Origin of the sequence: Erwinia psidii, assembly GCF_003846135.1 — a bacterium.
Taxonomy (GTDB): Bacteria; Pseudomonadota; Gammaproteobacteria; order Enterobacterales; family Enterobacteriaceae; genus Erwinia; species Erwinia psidii.
This window is the reverse complement of the sequence record NZ_RHHM01000007.1, coordinates 77368-98287: the sequence shown is the minus strand read 5'-3', so window position 1 is coordinate 98287 and position 20920 is coordinate 77368. Positions and strand designations below refer to the sequence as shown.

Annotated in this window: 15 protein-coding genes; 14 read left to right on the top strand and 1 reads right to left on the bottom strand. The window is 52.9% G+C overall.

Annotated elements, in window-relative coordinates; all coding sequences use genetic code 11:
* Positions 1–29: 29 nt before the first annotated feature.
* From rpsA to EB241_RS10290, 9 genes are all read left to right on the top strand, one after another.
* Entirely contained in the window at positions 30–1703 is a 1674-nt protein-coding gene (gene rpsA, locus EB241_RS10330; RefSeq protein WP_124233096.1) for a 30S ribosomal protein S1, read from the top strand.
* 90 nt (positions 1704–1793) lie between these two features.
* Complete coding sequence (gene ihfB, locus EB241_RS10325; RefSeq protein ID WP_013201528.1) at positions 1794–2078, top strand: integration host factor subunit beta; 285 nt, start codon at positions 1794–1796, stop codon at positions 2076–2078.
* Between the two features lie 312 nt (positions 2079–2390).
* Positions 2391–4649: a ComEC family protein gene (locus tag EB241_RS10320; protein WP_124233095.1), complete on the top strand. Its 2259-nt coding sequence runs from the start codon at positions 2391–2393 to the stop codon at positions 4647–4649.
* A gap of 34 nt (positions 4650–4683) precedes the next feature.
* A complete protein-coding gene (msbA, locus tag EB241_RS10315) occupies positions 4684–6435 on the top strand; it encodes a lipid A ABC transporter ATP-binding protein/permease MsbA (protein WP_124233094.1) in 1752 nt (583 codons plus the stop codon).
* The gene (gene lpxK / locus EB241_RS10310; RefSeq protein ID WP_124233093.1) at positions 6428–7414 is read left to right on the top strand and encodes a tetraacyldisaccharide 4'-kinase; all 987 of its coding nucleotides are present in this window, start codon (positions 6428–6430) and stop codon (positions 7412–7414) included. The genes msbA and lpxK overlap by 8 nt, the downstream gene beginning before the upstream one ends.
* Positions 7415–7458: 44 nt before the next feature.
* Entirely contained in the window at positions 7459–8667 is a 1209-nt protein-coding gene (locus tag EB241_RS10305; protein ID WP_124233092.1) for a winged helix-turn-helix domain-containing protein, read from the top strand.
* A gap of 83 nt (positions 8668–8750) precedes the next feature.
* Positions 8751–8933: a Trm112 family protein gene (locus EB241_RS10300; protein WP_124233091.1), complete on the top strand. Its 183-nt coding sequence runs from the start codon at positions 8751–8753 to the stop codon at positions 8931–8933.
* On the top strand, positions 8930–9676 hold the full coding sequence (kdsB, locus tag EB241_RS10295) for a 3-deoxy-manno-octulosonate cytidylyltransferase (protein ID WP_124233090.1): 747 nt from the start codon (positions 8930–8932) through the stop codon (positions 9674–9676). Before EB241_RS10300 ends, kdsB begins: the two co-directional genes overlap by 4 nt.
* Positions 9677–9773: 97 nt before the next feature.
* On the top strand, positions 9774–10667 hold the full coding sequence (locus EB241_RS10290; RefSeq protein WP_124233089.1) for a YcbJ family phosphotransferase: 894 nt from the start codon (positions 9774–9776) through the stop codon (positions 10665–10667).
* On the opposite strand, the gene elyC is transcribed toward EB241_RS10290, so the two are convergent.
* Positions 10647–11426 carry an envelope biogenesis factor ElyC gene (gene elyC / locus EB241_RS10285; RefSeq protein WP_124233088.1) on the bottom strand — a complete coding sequence of 260 codons (780 nt, stop codon included), beginning with the start codon at positions 11424–11426 and terminating at the stop codon, positions 10647–10649. The two genes, EB241_RS10290 and elyC, sit on opposite strands and share 21 nt — an antisense overlap.
* 128 nt (positions 11427–11554) lie before the next feature.
* Between elyC and cmoM the strand changes: the two genes are divergently transcribed.
* The 5 genes from cmoM to ldtD all read left to right on the top strand — a co-directional run bounded on the left by cmoM (position 11555) and on the right by ldtD (position 20800).
* A complete protein-coding gene (gene cmoM, locus EB241_RS10280) occupies positions 11555–12343 on the top strand; it encodes a tRNA uridine 5-oxyacetic acid(34) methyltransferase CmoM (RefSeq protein ID WP_124233087.1) in 789 nt (262 codons plus the stop codon).
* On the top strand, positions 12336–13658 hold the full coding sequence (mukF, locus tag EB241_RS10275; RefSeq protein WP_124233086.1) for a chromosome partition protein MukF: 1323 nt from the start codon (positions 12336–12338) through the stop codon (positions 13656–13658). Before cmoM ends, mukF begins: the two co-directional genes overlap by 8 nt.
* Positions 13639–14355, top strand: a complete 717-nt coding sequence (gene mukE / locus EB241_RS10270; protein ID WP_124233085.1) for a chromosome partition protein MukE — start codon at positions 13639–13641, stop codon at positions 14353–14355. The genes mukF and mukE overlap by 20 nt, the downstream gene beginning before the upstream one ends.
* On the top strand, positions 14348–18811 hold the full coding sequence (gene mukB / locus EB241_RS10265; protein WP_124233084.1) for a chromosome partition protein MukB: 4464 nt from the start codon (positions 14348–14350) through the stop codon (positions 18809–18811). Before mukE ends, mukB begins: the two co-directional genes overlap by 8 nt.
* Before the next feature lie 330 nt (positions 18812–19141).
* Positions 19142–20800, top strand: a complete 1659-nt coding sequence (gene ldtD / locus EB241_RS10260; RefSeq protein WP_456073068.1) for a L,D-transpeptidase — start codon at positions 19142–19144, stop codon at positions 20798–20800.
* Positions 20801–20920 lie beyond the last annotated feature (120 nt).

The window sequence follows — 20920 nt, the reverse complement described above, 5'->3', positions numbered from 1 at the left end:
TTAAATTGAAGAATCATAAGATTATCAATATGACTGAATCTTTTGCTCAACTCTTTGAAGAGTCCCTGAAAGAAATCGAAACCCGTCCGGGTTCCATTGTTCGTGGTGTTGTTGTCGCTATCGACAAAGACGTCGTTCTTGTTGATGCAGGTCTGAAATCTGAATCTGCAATCCCGGCAGAGCAGTTCAAGAACGCAGCTGGCGAACTGGAAATCCAGGTTGGCGACGAAGTTGACGTAGCGCTGGATGCAGTAGAAGACGGCTTCGGTGAAACTCTGCTGTCCCGTGAGAAAGCTAAACGTCATGAAGCTTGGATCACGCTGGAAAAAGCTTACGAAGAGGCTGAAACTGTTACCGGTGTTATCAACGGCAAAGTCAAGGGCGGCTTCACTGTTGAGCTGAACGGTATTCGTGCGTTCCTGCCAGGTTCTCTGGTTGATGTGCGTCCGGTGCGCGATACTCTGCACCTTGAAGGCAAAGAGCTGGAATTTAAAGTAATCAAGCTGGATCAGAAGCGTAACAACGTGGTGGTATCACGCCGTGCGGTTATCGAATCTGAAAACAGCGCAGAGCGCGATCAGCTGCTGGAAAATCTGCAGGAAGGCATGGAAGTCAAAGGTATCGTTAAGAACCTTACTGACTACGGTGCATTCGTTGATCTGGGCGGCGTTGACGGCCTGCTGCACATCACTGACATGGCATGGAAACGCGTTAAGCATCCAAGCGAGATTGTCAACGTTGGCGACGAAATCACTGTCAAAGTGCTGAAGTTCGACCGCGAGCGTACCCGTGTATCTCTGGGACTGAAACAGCTGGGCGAAGATCCATGGGTCGCTATCGCTAAGCGTTATCCTGAAGGCACCAGGCTGACTGGTCGTGTGACTAACCTGACTGATTACGGCTGCTTCGTTGAAATCGAAGAAGGCGTGGAAGGTCTGGTACACGTTTCAGAAATGGACTGGACCAACAAAAACATTCATCCGTCCAAAGTGGTTAACGTTGGCGATGTTGTTGAGGTTATGGTGCTGGATATCGACGAAGAACGTCGTCGTATCTCTCTGGGTCTGAAGCAGTGCAAATCTAACCCATGGCAGCAGTTCGCAGAAACTCACAACAAGGGCGACCGCGTTGAAGGCAAAATCAAGTCTATCACTGACTTTGGTATCTTCATCGGCCTGGACGGCGGCATCGACGGTCTGGTTCACCTGTCTGATATCTCCTGGAACGCGACCGGAGAAGAAGCCGTTCGTGAATACAAGAAAGGCGACGAAATCGCTGCCGTGGTTCTGCAGGTTGACGCAGAGCGTGAGCGTATCTCCCTTGGCGTTAAGCAACTGGCAGAAGATCCGTTCAACAACTACATCTCTCTGAACAAGAAAGGTGCTATTGTTAACGGTAAAGTAACTGCTGTTGACGCTAAAGGTGCTACAGTTGAACTTGCTGACGGCGTTGAGGGTTACCTGCGCGCTTCAGAAGCTTCTGTTGATCGCGTAGAAGACGCAACGCTGGTTCTGAATGTTGGCGACGATGTTGAAGCCAAATTCACCGGTGTTGACCGTAAAAACCGCGTTGTCAGCCTGTCTGTACGTGCTAAAGACCAGGCAGACGAGAAAGAAGCCATCAACACTGTTAATGCTAAACAGGAAGAAGGTAATTTCTCTAACGCTATGGCTGAAGCATTCAAAGCAGCTAAAGGCGAGTAATAGCGATTGCATCAGGGTGACAACATCTGTCGCCCTGAAATAGCCGTTACTGTCAGAACTTTTCCATTCATGGAATTAACCGGAGGATTTATGACCAAGTCAGAACTGATAGAAAGACTTGCTGGCCAGCACTCTCATATTCCGGCAAAAGTCGTTGAGGATGCGGTTAAAGAAATGCTGGAGCACATGGCCACTACACTGGCGCAGGGCGAACGCATTGAAATCCGGGGTTTCGGCAGTTTTTCTTTGCACTATCGCGCGCCTCGCACTGGCCGTAACCCAAAAACGGGTGACAAAGTGGAGTTGGAAGGGAAGTATGTTCCTCACTTCAAGCCGGGCAAAGAGCTACGCGATCGCGCAAATATCTACGGCTAAGGCTTTCGGATTAGCGCGCTAAATGACACGCTGGTTATCAACCAGCGTCGTGTCGAAAACCCCACTTCTGTGGGGTTTTTTTTTGGCGCAACCGCAATTTTCTCCTTTCACATGACCTGAATTTCCTCTGTCAGCTATGTCCAAAGCGTGCCGGAGAGAACGGAACTTCGGGAGCTTGCCCGAAAAAAATGGGTCTGTAGTGCACGGTGCGGTGACTTTACTGCGGTATCGCTCTGGATTATAAGTTTCTTTGGCTGCCCAGGCGTGGCAAGTAGCGCACACTTCGTATGACAGAAAACAGGAGTGTCTGCCATGCCTTACAGTCTCAGCAGACTGGCGATGTGGATAATTATTGCGACGTTGCCTCTCAACATACTTCCACGGTTACCCGGAGATAAATATGATCCGCTACTGATGGCGGTTGCATTCATTCTGGGCCTGAGCCGTGTCAGGTGCCTGAGGGAGCCAGCCATTATACTGCTGCTGTTGGTTTGGGCAGTGTCACCCGCAAGGAGCTTACTGAAACAAACCACCGCCCTCACTGCACGACCGCAGGAGGTGACCGTACAGATTGAACGGATGCACTCAAAGCGGATGAAATTGCGCATAATTCGCGCAGCAGGGAAGCTGGTATTCCCTCCTGTCCATGCTATGGTGAGCCTGCCAGAAAACGCGCCGTCATTTTGCGCTGGTCAGCGTTGGAAAATGAAACTGCGGCTGAGAGCTGTCCACGCCAACTTAAATGAGGGAGGGTTTGACTCCCAAAAATATGCTGTAGCCAACAGCGTGCCACTAACCGGTAAAATACTGGCTTTACAGCCACTGAAAAAAGGCTGTAGCTGGCGTCAGTGGATTATTCTCCAAAGCCAGAATTACTATCACAGTCTTGCCTGGCAGGGGATTATTTCGGCACTGGCATTTGGCGAACGCGGCGATATCAGCCCTGAGATAAATCAGCTGTTGAGGGAAACCGGGACGGCTCATCTGATGGCCATTTCAGGAATGCACATCAGCCTGGCGGCCAGCTTTGGCTGGTTACTGGCGCGCTGTATCCAGCTGATATTTCCTGCTCACTTGATTGGCTATCGTTTTCCACTCATTTTAAGCCTGATTGTGGCAATGGTTTACACCTGGCTTTCTGGCGGCAACCCGCCGTCAGTGCGCGCGATGCTGGCGCTAAGTGTCTGGAGTACTCTGCGGCTACGCGGTAGATGCTGTAACAATTGGCAGGTATGGCGTGTTTGCATAGGGGCTATTCTCTTCTTTGATCCGTTGAGTATTCTCTCTGACAGTCTGTGGTTGTCAGCCATGGCAGTGGCAGGCTTACTGTGCTGGTATCACTGGTTTCCCCTTCCCGGACGTTTCGCGGTAAAAAGGCGTTGGTTGCCACTACAGCTGCTTCATCTGCAACTGGGTATATTTCTGCTGCTGATGCCGTTACAAATGCAGATTTTTCATGGTATCAGCGTCAGTGCGCTGATAGCCAATCTGTGGGCAGTACCGTCAGTCACCCTTGTTACCGTTCCGCTGATCCTCTGTGCCGTGATGTGTCATGCGCTAACACCGGTCAGTCAGTGGCTGTGGTGGCTGGCCGACAAAACCCTCATGTTGATTTTTACCCCGCTGGCCTTGTTGCCAGCGGGTTGGTTGCCGGTAAGTGATTCGGCCCTGTGGTTTAGCGCATTCACCCTGATGCTGATTTTTACGTGGCGTCTGGGATGGTTGAGTCGTTCTCCCATCACGCTTCTGAGTCTTTGCATTGCCTGTGTTTGCTGGCGTATTGCCGTCCGTCTACCTGAATGGCGGGTTGACATGCTGGATATCGGACATGGTTTATCGGTAGTGATTTCCCGTCATGGTAAAGCGATGGTCTATGACACGGGTAATCGTTGGGAAGGGGGGGATGCGGCAACAGGACAGATTTTGCCCTGGCTAAACTGGCAGGGACTTGAAGTAGAGCAAATTATTCTCAGCCACAATCATCTTGATCACACTGGCGGACTGGAAAGCTTACAGAAAGCGTTTCCGCATGCGGTGTCACGAAGTGAAACGGGCAGAGCCGGCCATTTGCCCTGCCACAGTGGCATAAAATGGCAATGGCAGTCGTTACATTTTGAGGTGCTGTGGCCAGACAGGGGCGAAATGCAATCTGGCAACAATCAATCCTGCGTTATCATGGTAAGCGATGGAAAATGGCGGGTACTGCTGACAGGGGATATCGAGTCACCCGCAGAGCTGAAAATGGTCAGTCGATATCGCCACAGTCTGAAAGCGGATGTCCTGCAGGTGCCTCATCATGGCAGTAGGACTTCATCTTCTCCGCCACTGTTGAGGGCCGTGGCGGGAGAGGTAGCCCTGGCTTCTGCCGCACGCTACAGCGCCTGGAAACTGCCTGCAGAACGCATTATCAAGCGTTACACCGATTATCGCTATCGCTGGTCAGATACCGCCAAAGATGGACAGATAAGCGTACAATTTTTCTCCAGAAACTGGCAGGTATCCGGGTTGAGAGCGCAAATATTACCCCGTTGGTATCATCAGTGGTTTGGCGTACCACGTTATTCCAGGTAGAATGAGCGGCTATTTCAATTGAACTGGTTAAATAATGCATCTGGATAAAGATCTCTCCACCTGGCAGACATTCCGCCGTCTCTGGCCGATGATCAAGCCATTCAAAACAGGGATATTTGTATCTTCCGTGGCTCTGGTGATTAACGCGGCGGGAGATGTATTGATGATGTCATTGCTTAAACCGTTGCTTGATGATGGCTTTGGTAAAGCAGATCCTTCTGTATTGCTCTGGATGCCGCTGGCGGTTATTGGTCTGATGCTGGTACGCGGAGTAACCAGCTATATTTCAAGTTACTTTATTTCGTGGGTTTCGGGCAATGTGGTGATGTCGATGCGTCGCCGTCTGTTCAGCCATATGATGGGAATGCCGGTTGCCTTTTTTGACCAGCAGTCTACCGGAACGTTGCTTTCGCGCATTACCTATGATTCTGAACAGGTTGCGTCGTCTTCTTCAAGTGCGCTGGTGACCGTGGTGCGTGAAGGCGCTTCAATTATCGGCCTGTTTGTCATGATGTTTTACTACAGTTGGCAGCTATCGATAATCCTGATTGTTCTGGCCCCCGTTGTCTCATTTGCCATACGCTATGTGTCAAAACGCTTTCGTAACATCAGTAAAAATATGCAAAACACCATGGGTCAGGTAACGACCAGTGCAGAGCAGATGTTAAAAGGTCACAAAGAAGTGCTGATATTTGGTGGACAGGAAATTGAAAGCGAGCGGTTTGATCGTGTCAGTAACCACATGCGCCAGCAGGGGATGAAACTGGTTTCTGCCTCATCGATTTCCGATCCGATTATTCAGATCATTGCCTCACTGGCCCTCGCCTTTATCCTGTATGCAGCAAGTTTTCCGGGGGTAATGCAGACGTTGACTGCCGGTACCATCACGGTTGTTTTTTCCTCGATGATTGCTCTGATGCGCCCACTGAAATCGCTGACTAACGTTAATGCACAATTTCAGCGTGGCATGGCCGCCTGTCAGACGCTGTTTTCCATTCTGGACAGCGAGCAGGAAACGGACAGCGGCAGTCGCACCATTGACCGTGCAAAAGGCGATGTGGAGTTTCGCAATGTCACTTTTACCTATCCCGGTCGTGACATTCCGGCGCTGAAAAATATCAACCTGTCCATTCCTGAAGGAAAAACGGTGGCGTTGGTGGGGCGTTCCGGCTCCGGTAAATCGACCATCGCCAGCCTGATGACCCGTTTTTATGATATCCAGCAGGGCGAAATTCTGATGGATGGTCACGATCTGCGGGAATACACTCTGCGCTCTCTGCGAAATCAGGTTGCGCTGGTCTCCCAAAATGTCCATCTGTTTAATGATACCGTTGCCAATAATATCGCCTATGCACGCGCTGAGCATTACAGCCGTGAAGATATTGAGAAAGCAGCCGTAATGGCTCATGCGATGGACTTTATCAACAAGATGGATAACGGCCTCGACACGGTTATTGGTGAGAACGGTGTGCTGCTCTCCGGCGGCCAGCGCCAGCGCATTGCCATTGCGCGCGCATTGCTGCGTGACTGTCCAATCCTGATCCTTGATGAGGCAACCTCCGCGCTGGATACGGAATCAGAACGGGCAATCCAGGCGGCACTGGATGAACTGCAAAAGAATCGCACCTCACTGGTCATTGCTCACCGCCTGTCAACCATTGAGAAAGCAGATGAGATTGTGGTGGTAGAGGATGGCCATATCGTTGAGCGCGGTAGCCATGCTGAACTGCTGGCGCATAAGGGTGCTTATGCTCAGCTGCACAAAATGCAGTTTGGCAATGATTGACCGGGTGTGGAGCGGCCGCTCAGCGCTATATCTGCTGTTGCTGCCACTGAGTTGGCTGTACGGGCTGATTGCCACTCTGATCCGTTTCAGCTACCTGCTGGGCTGGCGCAAGGCCTGGCGGGCGGCCGTGCCGGTGGTGGTGGTGGGCAATCTCACGGCGGGGGGCAATGGCAAAACGCCGGTGGTAATCTGGCTGGTTCAGGCGTTGCAACAGCGTGGTCTGCGCCCTGGTGTGGTTTCGCGCGGTTATGGCGGCAAGGCGGAAGGTTATCCACTGGTGTTAAACGACCGTACCACCACCGCTCAGGCCGGAGATGAACCGGTGCTGATTTATCAGCGTACCGGTGTTGCCGTGGCTGTTTCTCCACGCAGAAAAGAAGCCGTGCAGGCGTTGCTGGCTGGCGGTGAAATTGATGTAATTATCACCGACGATGGTCTGCAACATTATGCTTTGGCGCGGGATCTTGAGATTGTGGTGGTGGATGGACAGCGGCGTTTTGGAAATGGCTGGTGGCTACCCGCAGGGCCGATGCGTGAACGGGCCTCCCGGCTTAAAAGCGTGGATGCGATTATTACCAACGGTGGTGAAGCGCTGGCGGGTGAACTGCCGATGCGTCTGGTGCCGGGTGATGCGGTGAACCTGAGAACAGGTGAAATCTGTACGCTGAACGCACTGGAAAATGTGGTGGCAATGGCCGGTATTGGGCATCCTCCCCGCTTTTTTTCCACCCTGCGTCAGCAGGGGCTGATTCCGATCAGGGAAGTCCCGTTTGCCGATCATCAGCACTACTCGTACATACAGCTGGCTTCGCTGGTAGCGGAAGATCAGGTGCTGCTGATGACGGAAAAAGATGCGGTGAAGGCCCGCGCCTTCGCGGCAGCGAACTGGTGGTATCTGCCTGTGGAGGCTCAGTTGCCCGTTTCGGCAAGTGAAGCGTTACTGGATAGCATTGTCGCGCTTGAGACTAAACCGTTCTGAATAAAGCTACTAAACTGAACGGATCTTTTTGATGAAGGTTCGTTATGGCTGTTCTCTCTCTTTCTCTACGCCAGGCACGTCACCTGCAACTTGCTGCCCAGGGGTTGCTTCGGCCTGCTGGCCGAAAAGCCTGTTCTGATGATCTTATCAGCGCTATTCGCCAGATGTCTCTGTTGCAGATTGATACCATCCACGTAGTGGCCCGCAGTCCTTATCTGGTGCTGTTCAGCCGACTGGGTGAATACCCGCAGTGCTGGCTGGAAGAGGCCTTATCGACAGGCAGACTGTTTGAATATTGGGCGCACGAAGCCTGTTTTATCCCCATTGAGGACTATGCCCTTTTTCGTCACCGTATGCTTACCCCCCGTTATCCTGACTGGAAATATAACCGTGAATGGGTGGCAACCTGGCAGCATGAAATCAGCGCACTGCTGGAACATATCAGTAAAAATGGACCGGTGAGATCGGCAGATTTTGCCAGCCCACCCGGGCAAAAACCGGGCTGGTGGGCATGGAAGCCGCAAAAGCGCCACCTGGAAAACCTGTTCAGTGCGGGTGAGCTGATGGTAAAGGAGAGAAGGAATTTTCAGCGCGTGTACGATCTGCGTCAAAACGTGCTGCCGGCGTGGAATGATGCACTGCAAACCCTGGATGAGGAACAGGCGGTTCGGCAGATGCTGCGTAACAGCGCGGCGAGTCTGGGCATTTTTCGCACTAACTGGCTTGCTGATTACTACCGGTTAAAAGGTGCGCCCGTTAAGGATACTGTTGCCAGATGGCGGGCATCAGGGGAGATCTTGCCGGTCAACGTGGAGACACTGGGCGAGTGTTATCTGTATCAACCGCGACAGACAGATCCTGAAGTGATGCCAGATGCCACCCATACCACGCTACTTTCTCCTTTTGATCCGCTGGTCTGGGACCGTAAGCGTGCACGGGAGCTGTTTGGCTTTGATTACCGGCTGGAATGTTACACGCCGGAAGAAAAACGTCAGTATGGCTATTTTGTTCTGCCGGTGTTGCACCGTGGTGCGCTGAAAGGTCGACTGGACGCAAAAATGCTACGTAAAGAAAAAACGCTGTTAATCAAACAGTTCTGGTTACAACCTGATGTAAAGATTAGCCAGCGCCTGCTGGATGATGTACGACTCGCCATTGTGCGTTTTGCCCGTTGGCAGAGTGCGGAAGTCGTGCGGTTGGAAAAATTACCGCATGAAATGGCGGAGGCCTGGCCAAAAAGCTGGATGGTGTAACCGTTGTTCGGGGAGGGTAACTTTCCGCAGGCGAGCTGTGATATTCTGACCGCCTGTCTGACCGGTTCCATAAGGGAGATACCATGGATCATCGTTTACTTGAAATTGTCGCCTGTCCTGTGTGTCACGGCAAACTGTACTACAGCAAAGATCAACAGGAACTTATCTGCAAACCGGATGGTCTGGCTTATCCGGTACGTGACGGTATTCCCGTGCTGTTGGAAACCGAAGCGCGCTCACTTCGCCTTGAAGAGAGCCATCCATGAGTTTTATTGCCATTATACCAGCCCGTTTTGCGTCCACGCGGCTGCCCGGAAAGCCACTGGTCGATATTCATGGCAAACCGATGGTGGTGCATGTAATGGAACGTGCGCTCGAATCGGGTGCTGACAGAGTGATTGTAGCAACAGACAATCAGGACGTGGCGCGGGCAGTGGAACAGGCAGGTGGTGAGGTTTGTATGACGCGCGCCGATCATCAGTCCGGGACTGAGCGGCTTGCCGAAGTGATCGGCCACTATCAGTTTGCTGATGACACCATTATTGTCAATGTGCAGGGCGATGAGCCGATGATCCCCCCGGTGATCATTCGTCAGGTGGCCGATAATCTGGCCAAAAGTACCGCCGGTATGGCCACGCTGGCGGTGCCTGTGACGTCAGCAGAAGAAGCCTTCAACCCCAATGCGGTTAAGGTTGTAAAGGATGCACAAGGTTATGCGCTCTATTTTTCCAGGGCAACCATCCCCTGGGATCGGGAGCGTTTTGCCACTTCCCGTGAGGCGATCGGCGACCATTTCCTGCGCCACATTGGTATTTATGGTTATCGGGCGGGCTTTATTCGTCGCTATGTCAGCTGGCAGCCCAGCCCGTTGGAACACATCGAGCTGTTGGAGCAGCTGCGCGTGTTGTGGTATGGCGAAAAAATTCATGTGGATGTTGCTAAAGCGATCCCAGGCGTAGGCGTTGATACGCCGGAGGATCTGGCCCGCATCCGGGCTGAAATGCAGTAATGCTTTGGGGCCTTTCTGGCCCCTGTCTGTTCTTTATATTTGCTCCGGGGATAACAAAGCAGAGCCGGTCCTGTCCGGTCTGACTAAGGAGCCACAGATGGAACAACTTCGTTCAGAATTGTCGCTGGTGCTGGGAGAGACGTTAAGCCGCCTTGAATGCATCAGTGAACACCCCCCCTACAGCCTCTGGTCGCTTTATGATGGTCAGGGGCATTCGCTACCTCTGGTGGCAAAATACTTTAATATCAAAGGAATAGCCACTCAGGAAGCGTATAAACTGTCGATGCTTGCGCGAGAAAGCGTTGTTCGTATACCGACGGTTTATGGACTGGTTGTCAGCCAGCAGCAACCCCAGCATGAGGTGCTGCTGATGCAGCGAATGGGGGGCGTGTCGGCGGAAGCGCCCACCCGCACGCCACAGCGCTGGCTTCAGTTGCAGGGGCAGATTGTCGAAGCGATGCTGGCCTGGCACCGGATAGACAGCCATGGTCTGGTAGGCAACGTCGACAGTACACAAGAAAACCACTGGTCTGCCTGGTATGCGCAGCGGGTGGAGACGCTGTGGTCGGTGTTGAGTCTGATGCGACCGCAAACGCTGAGTGTGGAAAACTGGCAGATATTGTTTCGCAGCAGACAGGAGCTGGCGCGGTTGTTTGAGGATTTTGGCGATCCCTGCGTGATGATCCACGGGGATCTTAGGCTACGCAATATGCTCAGGCATCCCCGCCGCGATGAACTGCTGTCATTTATTAATCCAGCCCCCATACTATGGGCTCCCCGTGAATATGAACTGTTCCGGCTGGGTGAGGAAGCACCGTCGGAAGCCCTGTTTTTCCACTATCTGAAGCAGGCCCCGGTCGCCGAAGGTTTTATCGCCCGTCGCTGGTTGTATACCCTTTGGGATGAAATGGAACAGCTGATCCATACCGGCAGATTTAACCGCGACCGTGTTGAGCGAGCCGCTCACGCATTACTCCTCTGGCTTCACTGAGGCAGAAGAGGTCATCCGCTGCCAGAGGCGGCCAAGCATCTCATACATCGCGGTCTCACTGTGACTCAGCCACAATGGCGATGGGATTGCTTTTTCCCAGAAATTTAACGGCGAAGAGATAGCCAGTTGATTGGCTGGTGCAGGGAAGGGATTAAGTCCCTGTTGACGGAAGAAGATCATTGCCCTGGGCAAATGTGAAGCCGACGTCACCAGCAGGAAAGGATGATGACCAACGACTTTAGCCACTTCATTCGCTTCCTGCCTGGTATCGCGCGGCCTGTCCAGCGTAATAATTTCACTGGCAGGCACCCCCAGTGACTGCGCCACGCGGGACGTCACCTCTGCCGAGCTGAGCGGATTATGCTGTGCCTTTGCCCCGGTAAAAATCATCTTTGCCCCCGGATTCTCACGCCAAAGACGAATTCCCTCCGTCAGTCGCGGCAGACTATTGTTGAGCATATTGGCACTGGGAGCCCAGTTAGCATCCCAGGTGTAGCCGCCGCCAAGCACCACCACATAATCTATTTTTTGCTGTTGTTGCCAGGTGGGATAGCGGTTTTCTGTCGGCCTGAGCAGGCCGTCGGCCACCGGTTGCAGGCTGAGCAATATCAATATCAGCCAGGTGCATGAGAGGATAATTTTGCCTGTTTTCTGCCAGCGGCTGAACCAGAGTAGCAAAAGCCCAGCCGTCATGAGCATCAGCAGCAGAGGTAGGGGTAATAACAGGCTGCCGATCACTTTTTTAAGTACGAAAAGCATGAAAACAGACTCCGTTTGTCCGAAAAAACATCACCCGAAATCGAAGCGGTGACTGAAAGGTTCATTATCTGCCAGTGTATGCCAAAATAGACCGCAGATTCATCCAATGCACAGCCCGGAGCCTGACCATGCAGGATCGCAACTTTGATGATATCGCGGAAAAATTTTCGCAGAATATCTACGGTACCACCAAAGGCCGTATCCGCCAGGCCATTGTCTGGCAGGAGCTGGATGAAATCCTGCCTACGTTGCCTGACAGGCCATTGCAGATCCTCGACGCGGGGGGAGGGGAAGGGCAAACCAGTTGTCAACTTGCCGCGAGGGGGCATCAGGTTTTACTTTGCGATTTGTCTGAAGAGATGTTGCAACGCGCCCGCGCTTTTGCGTTGGAAAAAGGGGTGGGCGATAACATGCAATTCAAACAAATTAGCGCACAACAGGTCGGTCAGGATTTGGATAAGCCCGCCGATCTGGTATTGTTTCACGCGGTGCTTGAATGGGTGGCAGAGCCGCAAGCGGTTCTTGCCGCCTTATATGATGTGCTGCATCCGGGCGGCGTGCTGTCGTTAATGTTCTACAACGTCAATGGGTTGATGATGCAGACGCTGGTCCTCGGCAATTTTGGCTATATGCAGGCAGATTTGCGTAAAAGGAAGCGAAAAACGTTGTCACCGGATTACCCACGCGAACCGGAACAGGTTTATCGCTGGCTGGAAGAGGCCGGATTTAGCGTGGAAAATAAAACCGGCATTCGCGTTTTCCACGACTATATGCGTGATAAGCACAAACAGACTGAACGCTTTGAGGAAATTCTGGCGCTGGAAAAACGCTTCTGCCGCCAGGAGCCATTTTTAAGCCTGGGCCGTTATATCCATGTGACAGCACGGAAACCCATAAACAGGAACAACCATGAGTGAATTTTCCCAGACTGTACCGGAACTGGTTGCCTGGGCGCGAAAAAATGATTTTTCTGTCACGTTGCCCACCGAACGTCTGACTTTTTTACTGGCTATCGCCACCCTTAACGGTGAACGGATGGATGGCGAAATGAACGAAGGCGAACTGACCGATGCCTTTCGTCACGTCAGTGAAGGATTTGAGCAGTCCAGTGAAACTGTCGTGGTTCGTGCCAATAATGCCATTAATGATATGGTGCGCCAGCGTCTGCTTAATCGCTTTACCAGTGAACACGTTGAAGGTAATGCCATTTATCGTCTGACACCGCTGGCGATAGGCATCACTGATTATTATATTCGCCAGCGGGAATTTTCCACCCTGCGTCTTTCCATGCAGTTGTCGATTGTTGCCGGTGAGCTGAAACGTGCGGCCGATGCGGCTGACGAGGATGGCGATGATTTTCACTGGCACCGCAATGTGTTCGCGCCGCTGAAATATTCTGTGGCAGAAATTTTCGACAGTATCGATATCTCCCAACGCATCATGGATGAGCAGCAGCAGCTGGTTAAGGACGATATCGCTCAGTTATTGAATAAAGACTGGCGTGCGGCGATATCCAGCTGCGAGCGGTTGCTCAGTGAAACTTCCGGTACGCTGCGCGAATTGCAGGATACGCTGGAAGCCGCGGGGGACAAGCTACAGGCCAATCTGTTGCGCATTCAGGATGCGACCCTGAGCAGCCCGGACCTGGGCTTTATCGATAAGCTGGTCTTCGACCTGCAAAGCAAACTGGACCGTATTATCAGCTGGGGCCAACAGGCGATCGATCTGTGGATTGGCTATGACCGCCACGTGCACAAGTTTATCCGCACGGCCATCGATATGGATAAGAACCGCGTGTTCGCCCAGCGTCTTCGCCAGTCAGTGCAGAGCTATTTCGACGCGCCCTGGGCACTGACCTATGCCAATGCGGATCGTCTGTTTGACGTGCGTGATGAAGAACTGACGCTGCGTGATGAGGAAGTGACCGGTGAGCTGCCCTCCGAACTGGAATACGAAGAGTTCAATGAAATTCGTGAACAACTGGCAGCGATGATTGAAGACGCGCTGGCTTTTTACAAAGTGCAGCAGAAGCCGCTCAATCTGGGCGAGGTGATGCGCGAATACCTGACGCAGTATCCCCGCGCCCGTCATTTTGATGTGGCAAGAATCGTTGTCGATCAGGCCGTGCGTTTAGGCGTGGCCGAGGCCGATTTCTCCGGCCTGCCCGCTGAGTGGCAGGTCATTAATGATTACGGAGCCAAGGTACAGGCGCATGTCATCGATAAATATTGAACAAGTGATGCCGGTAAAACTGGCCCAGGCACTGGCAAATTCGCTCTTTCCGGCGCTGGACAGCCAGCTGCGTGCCGGTCGCCATATTGGCATTGAAGAACTGGACAATCACGCCTTTCTGATGGACTACCAGGAGTATCTGGAGGAGTTCTATGCGCGTTATAACGTTGAGCTGATCCGCGCGCCGGAAGGTTTTTTTTATCTGCGTCCCCGTTCCACCACGCTGATCCCGCGTTCGGTGCTCTCCGAGCTGGACATGATGGTTGGAAAAATCCTCTGTTATCTTTATCTCAGCCCGGAAAGGCTGGCCAATGAGGGAATTTTCACCCAGCAGGAACTGTACGATGAACTGCTGTCGCTGGCCGATGAAAGCAAATTGTTGAAGCTGGTCAATCAGCGTTCTACCGGTTCCGATCTCGATCGTCAGAAGCTGCAGGAAAAAATGCGCGCCTCGTTAAACCGTTTGCGCCGTCTGGGAATGGTGTGGTTTATGGGGAACGACAGCAGCAAATTCCGCATTATTGAGTCGGTGTTCCGTTTTGGAGCGGATGTGCGTAGTGGTGATGATGCCCGCGAGGCGCAGTTGAGAATGATCAGGGATGGTGAAGCCATGCCGGTAGAGGGTGGGCTTGCCCTGAACGATGAAAGCGATGAGGACGGTGCAACGTCCGATAACGCGGAGAATGATAATGATTGAACGCGGTAAATTTCGCTCTCTGACGCTGGTTAACTGGAACGGTTTTTTCGCCCGGACGTTTGATCTTGATGAGCTGGTCACCACCCTGTCCGGGGGGAATGGTGCGGGTAAGTCCACCACTATGGCGGCCTTTATTACCGCATTAATTCCCGATCTGACATTGTTGCATTTTCGTAACACTACCGAAGCTGGTGCCACATCAGGCTCCCGTGATAAAGGGCTGCACGGTAAACTGCGTCCGGGCGTCTGCTATGCGGCGCTGGATGTGATCAATTCTGTTCATCAGCGTGTCATTGTCGGTGTCCGTTTGCAGCAGGTTGCCGGACGCGATCGTAAAGTGGATATCAAACCCTTCAGCATTCATGGTCTGCCAACCTCTCTCAATCCGACTGAGGTGCTGACGGAGACGGTAAATGCCCGCCAGGCGCGCGTGCTGCCGCTGAATGAACTGAAAGAGAAGTTTGAGGGGATGGAAAGCGTTCAGTTCCGTCAGTTCAGTTCGATAACCGACTATCATTCGCTGATGTTCGACCTGGGCATTGTGGCCCGTCGTCTTCGTTCTGCCGCCGATCGCAGCAAATATTATCGCCTGATTGAAGCCTCACTTTATGGTGGGATCTCCAGTGCCATTACCCGTTCACTGCGTGACTACCTGCTGCCGGAAAACAGCGGCGTACGAAAAGCGTTCCAGGATATGGAAGCGGCGCTACGTGAAAACCGTATGACGCTGGAAGCCATCCGCGTTACGCAGTCTGACCGCGATTTGTTTAAGCATTTGATCTCGGAAGCGACCAGCTATGTGGCCGCCGACTATATGCGCCATGCCAATGAGCGGCGGGTCCATCTTGACGGGGCGATGCTACAGCGTGGTGAACTGTTTGGCAGCCGTCGTCAGCTGGCGACTGAACAGTACCGCCATGTCGAAATGGCGCGTGAGCTGGGAGAGCATAACGAGGCAGAAAGCGATCTGGAAACGGATTATCAGAGCGCCAGTGATCACCTGAACCTTGTGCAGACGGCAATGCGTCAGCAGGAAAAAATTGAACGCTATGAAGGCGATATCGATGAGTTAGCTTATCGTCTGGAAGAACAGAACAGCGTGGTGGAAGAAGCACGGGACGTTCAGGAAGAGAATGAAGCGCGTGCCGAGGCCGCAGAACTCGAAGTTGATGAACTAAAAAGTCAGCTGGCGGATTATCAGCAGGCGCTGGATGTACAGCAAACACGCGCTATCCAGTATCAGCAGGCGCTTGCCGCTCTGCAACGTGCACAACAGGTTTGTCAGACGCCCGATCTGAACGTGGATAATGCTGAAAGCTGGCAGGAAACCTTTCGGGCAAAAGAGCAGGAAGCCACCGACAGGCTGTTGATGCTTGAGCAGAAGATGAGCGTAGCCGAGGCGGCACACAGTCAGTTTGATTTGGCCCTTGATTTAGTTACCCGCATCGCCGGACCGGTTAACCGCAGCGATGCCTGGCAAACCGGACGTGAGCTACTTCGCGACGCCAGCAACCAGCGCTACCATGCTGAGCAGTTACAACCTCTGCGTGGCCGGCTGGCAGAGCTGGAACAGCGATTGCGTGAACAGCAGGATGCCGAACGACTGTTAAATGAGTTCAGCAAACGTCACGGGCAGCAATATCATCCGCAGGAGCTGGAGGCGCTGCAACATGAGTTGGAAGCGCAGATAGAACAGCTTTCTGAGAGCGTATCGCAAGCCGGTGAACGGCGCATGACAATGCGCCAGGAGCTGGAGCAGGTTCGTGAGCAAATTGCCCGCCTGACCAGGCAGGCTCCGCAGTGGCTGGCGGCACAGGACATTCTGACTCAGCTCAGTGAGCAAACGGGTCAGTCGCTGGAAAGCAGCCAGCAGGTCACTGAATTTATGCAGCAGCTGCTTGAGCGCGAACGTGAAACGACCGTTGAGCGTGATGAAGTCTCCAGCCGCAAACGTGAAGTTGAGAAGCAAATCGAGCGCTTCAGCCAGCCGGGAGGCGCGGAAGATCCCCGACTGAACACGCTTGCGGAACGGTTTGGTGGTGTGCTGCTGTCTGAAATTTATGACGATGTTACCATTGACGATGCACCGTATTTCTCGGCGCTGTACGGTCCGTCACGCCATGGCATCGTGGTTCCTGACCTGTCGCTGGTGCGTGACCTGCTGGAAGGCCTTGAAGATTGCCCGGAAGATCTTTATCTGATCGAGGGGGATCCGCAATCATTCGATGACAGCGTGTTTAACGTGGAAGAGCTGCAAAAAGCGGTGGTGGTTAAAGCGGGCGATCGTCAGTGGCGTTACTCCCGTTTTCCCAAAGTGCCACTTTTTGGTCGTGCGGCCCGTGAAAACCAGCTTGAGTTGCTGCACGCCGAGCGTGAAACTCTCGCGGAACGTTATGCCACGCTCTCGTTCGATGTACAGAAAACCCAGCGCCTGCATCAGTCTTTCAGCCGTTTTATTGGCAGTCATCTTGGGGTGGCTTTTGAGCCCGATCCTGAAGCACAAATCCGTACGCTGAGCAGTCGTCGTGGTGAGCTGGAAAGACAGCTGACTGCACATGAAAACGAAAACCAGCAGCAGCGTCAGCAATTCGAACAGGCGAAAGAGGGGGTTGCTCAGCTCAACCGGTTAATGCCGCGCGTGAGCCTGTTGATGGATGAAACGCTCCAGGATCGCTATGAGGAAATTCTTGAGCGGCTGGATGAAGCGCAGGAAGCCGCACGATTCCTGCAACAGCACGGCAACCATCTGGCGAAGCTGGAACCGCTGGTCGCAGTATTACAGAGCGATCCTGAGCAGCACGACCAGCTGAAACAGGACTACCAGCAGGCGCAGCAAATCCAGCGTGACGCCCGCCAGCAGGCTTTCGCCGTTACCGAAGTGGTGCAACGTCGTGCGCATTTCAGCTATGTTGATTCTGCCGGAATGCTTGATGGCAACAGCGATCTGAACGAAAAACTGCGGCAGCGTCTTGAACAGGCTGAATCTGAACGTGCCCGTGCCAGGGAGCGGTTGCGCGCCCACCAGGCACAGCTGACCCAGTATTCTCAGGTGCTGGCCTCCCTGAAAAGCGCTTATGATGCCAAACAGGATATGCTGAAAGAGTTGCATCAGGAAATGCAGGATATTGGCGTGCAGGCGGATGCCAGTGCAGAGGAGCGGTCTCGCCTGCGTCGTGATGAACTTTATTCAGCGCTGAGCAATAATCGCGCCCGCCGCAATCAGCTTGAGAAACAGCTAACTTTCTGTGAAGCTGAAATGGATGCGTTGCAGAAAAAACTGAAACGCGTTGAACGGGATTATCATCAGAGCCGTGAGCAGGTGGTGAGTGCAAAAGCGGGCTGGGTTGCGGTGCTACGGATGGTAAAAGACAATGGCGTTGAGCGTCGTCTCCACCGCCGTGAGCTGGCCTATATGGGCGGTGATGAGCTACGCTCTATGTCGGATAAAGCGCTGGGTGCGCTACGTCTGGCGGTAGCCGATAACGAGCATCTGCGTGATGTTCTTCGTCTTTCGGAAGATCCGAAACGCCCTGAGCGCAAAATCCAGTTCTTTATCGCGGTGTACCAGCATCTGCGTGAGCGTATCCGCCAGGATATCATCCGTACCGACGACCCGGTTGAAGCTATCGAGCAGATGGAAATTGAGCTTGGGCGTCTCACCGAGGAGCTGACCGCCCGCGAACAGATGCTGGCCATCAGTTCACGTAGCGTTGCAAATATTATCCGTAAGACCATTCAGCGCGAACAGAACCGTATTCGCCAGCTGAACCAGGGACTGCAAAGCGTCAGCTTTGGCCAGGTACAGAGCGTGCGTCTGAACGTCAACGTGCGAGAATCTCATGCCATGCTGCTGGATGTGTTGTCTGAACAGCACGAACAGCATCAGGATCTGTTTAACAGCCAGCGGCTGACCTTCTCTGAGGCGCTGGCGAAACTTTATCAACGTCTGAACCCGCAGATCGACATGGGCCAGAGGATGCCGCAGACCATCGGCGAGGAATTACTGGATTATCGCAATTATCTCGATATGGAAGTCGAGGTCAACCGCGGTTCTGATGGCTGGCTGCGTGCGGAGAGTGGGGCGTTGTCTACCGGTGAAGCGATTGGTACCGGCATGTCGATTCTGGTAATGGTGGTGCAGAGCTGGGAAGAAGAATCGCGCCGTCTGCGTGGTAAAGATATCTCTCCGTGCCGGTTGCTGTTTCTTGATGAAGCGGCCCGTCTGGATGCCAAATCCATTGCCACGCTGTTCGAGCTGTGCGATCGCCTGGAGATGCAGCTGATCATCGCGGCACCGGAAAATATCAGCCCGGAAAAAGGCACCACTTACAAGCTGGTACGTAAGGTGATAAACAATACCGAGCATGTGCATGTTGTTGGCCTGCGTGGTTTTGCGGCTGAGCCAACGGCGGCTAATTCTGCTGTTGCACCGGAAGACCGGCAGGCTTCTTCCTGAACAACACCACGGAAATAATCCGCTGGCAGATATAGAAAAAAAGATGTCAGCGCATTAATCTGAGAAATGGCGTTTGTGGTATTTACAATAAACACCGTTTTCTTTTTTCTGTAATTATAACAATGGCTAATCACCAGATGGTCATCGTTTCTTAAAGCACTTTACAGGGGGCAAGGGAAGTTGCTGGCAAAATCACTTTTTAAAAGAGTCATATTTTCAGGTGGTTGCCTGATATTGGTACCCGGGCTGATATTTTCAGCCGTGGCGGGTATTCCTCCGGTATCTGCACCTGTCAGCCCTGCGTACACGATTTCGCAGGCGCATAATCAGCTGCTTTCGGCCTTTCACAATGGCTTCCGGCCTGTTTTCCTCAGCGCGCTGGCACCGTTATATGCTGCTCATAATATGCAGTTGTTATGGCAGGATCGTGATGCGGTGCAGCAGTTTCAGCAACAGCTGGCGGAGGTGGCGATTTCTGGCGTCCAGCCACAATTCAGCAGCTGGGTAAAAATGCTGACCGATCCGGCAGTCACGGGTATGGCCCGTGATATTGTGTTGTCTGATGCAATGCTTGGTTACCTGCAATTTGTCTCTTCTGTACCGGTTAAGGGAGAAAACTGGCTTTACAGCAATGTACCTTATAAGCTCGACCTTCCACCGGTTGCGATGATTAATCAGTGGCAGCGTGCAACAGAGCAGGGAAATATCACTGCTTTCGTTCATTCTCTGGCACCTCAGCACCCGCAATATGCCCTGATGCATCAGGCACTGAAAACCCTGCTGGCAGATAATCGTCCATGGCCTCAACTGACAGGTGCGAAAACGTTGAAGCCCGGTCAGCTGAGTGATGATGTTCCGGCGCTGCGTGAGATCCTTACGCGCACCGGAATGATGATGCCGGGTAGCAAAACTCAACAGCCTGTTGACGAGGTAATTCCCACCACCAACGTACCGGCCGCGGCAGTGGATGAAGACGCGGTGGTCAGTCCTTCCGCAGCGGCACCGTCAGAAAATAACAGCGCCAATACGCCGCAACAGGTGGGGGGGGGCCAGGGAACGTTGGTACCGTCCGATCCCACCCACCTTTATTCCAACGATTTGGTTGAGGCGGTAAAACGCTTTCAACACTGGCAGGGGCTTGAAACTGACGCGGCGGTAGGCGCACGAACCCGTGAATGGCTGAATGCCTCACCACAACGACGGGCGTTACTGCTGGCTCTCAATATACAGCGTCTGCGCCTGCTGCCGGATGATATGCACAACGGCATTATGGTTAATATTCCCAACTATTCGCTGATTTACTATCTCAATGGTAATCAGATCCTCGCATCGCGGGTGATTGTTGGAAGACCTGACAGAAAAACGCCATTGATGCGAAGCGCACTGAACAACGTGGTGCTTAATCCCCCCTGGAATGTGCCGACTACGCTGGTGCGTCAGGATATCATTCCTAAAGTGAAGCAGGACCCTGGCTATCTCTACAAGCACAACTATACCCTGCTATCCGGCTGGAGCAGTGACGCACAGGTCATTGACCCCTCGACGATTGACTGGCAAATGGTGTCTGCGGCATCGTTTCCTTATCGCGTTCGCCAGGCGCCAGGCGCTACCAATTCGCTGGGCCTTTATAAGTTCAATATGCCCAGTTCTGATGCGATTTATCTGCACGATACGCCAAATCATAATCTGTTCCAGAAGGATATCCGTGCATTGAGTTCCGGCTGTGTACGGGTGAATAAAGCCTCAGACCTGGCTGACCTGTTGTTGCAGGATGTCGGGTGGAACAGCACGCGGATTTCCGGCACGTTGAAAACGGGAAATACACAATACATTCCGATTCGACACCGCATCCCGGTGAATCTTTACTATCTGACCGCCTGGGTGGCTGACGACGGTAAACCTCAGTATCGCACGGATATTTACAATTATGATCTCACGGCACGGTCCGGTGCCCAGGCGCTTACTGCTGCCAGCCAGTTATTGCTTTAATGCCTGATAATTCATACTTTAGTTTTTCGTGGTCCTGAGTGACAAAACATGGGGTGGAACAATAAAGGGATAAATTGTCCCACCCCGTCACACCGCAAGGGTTGACTCAGCAAATTCACC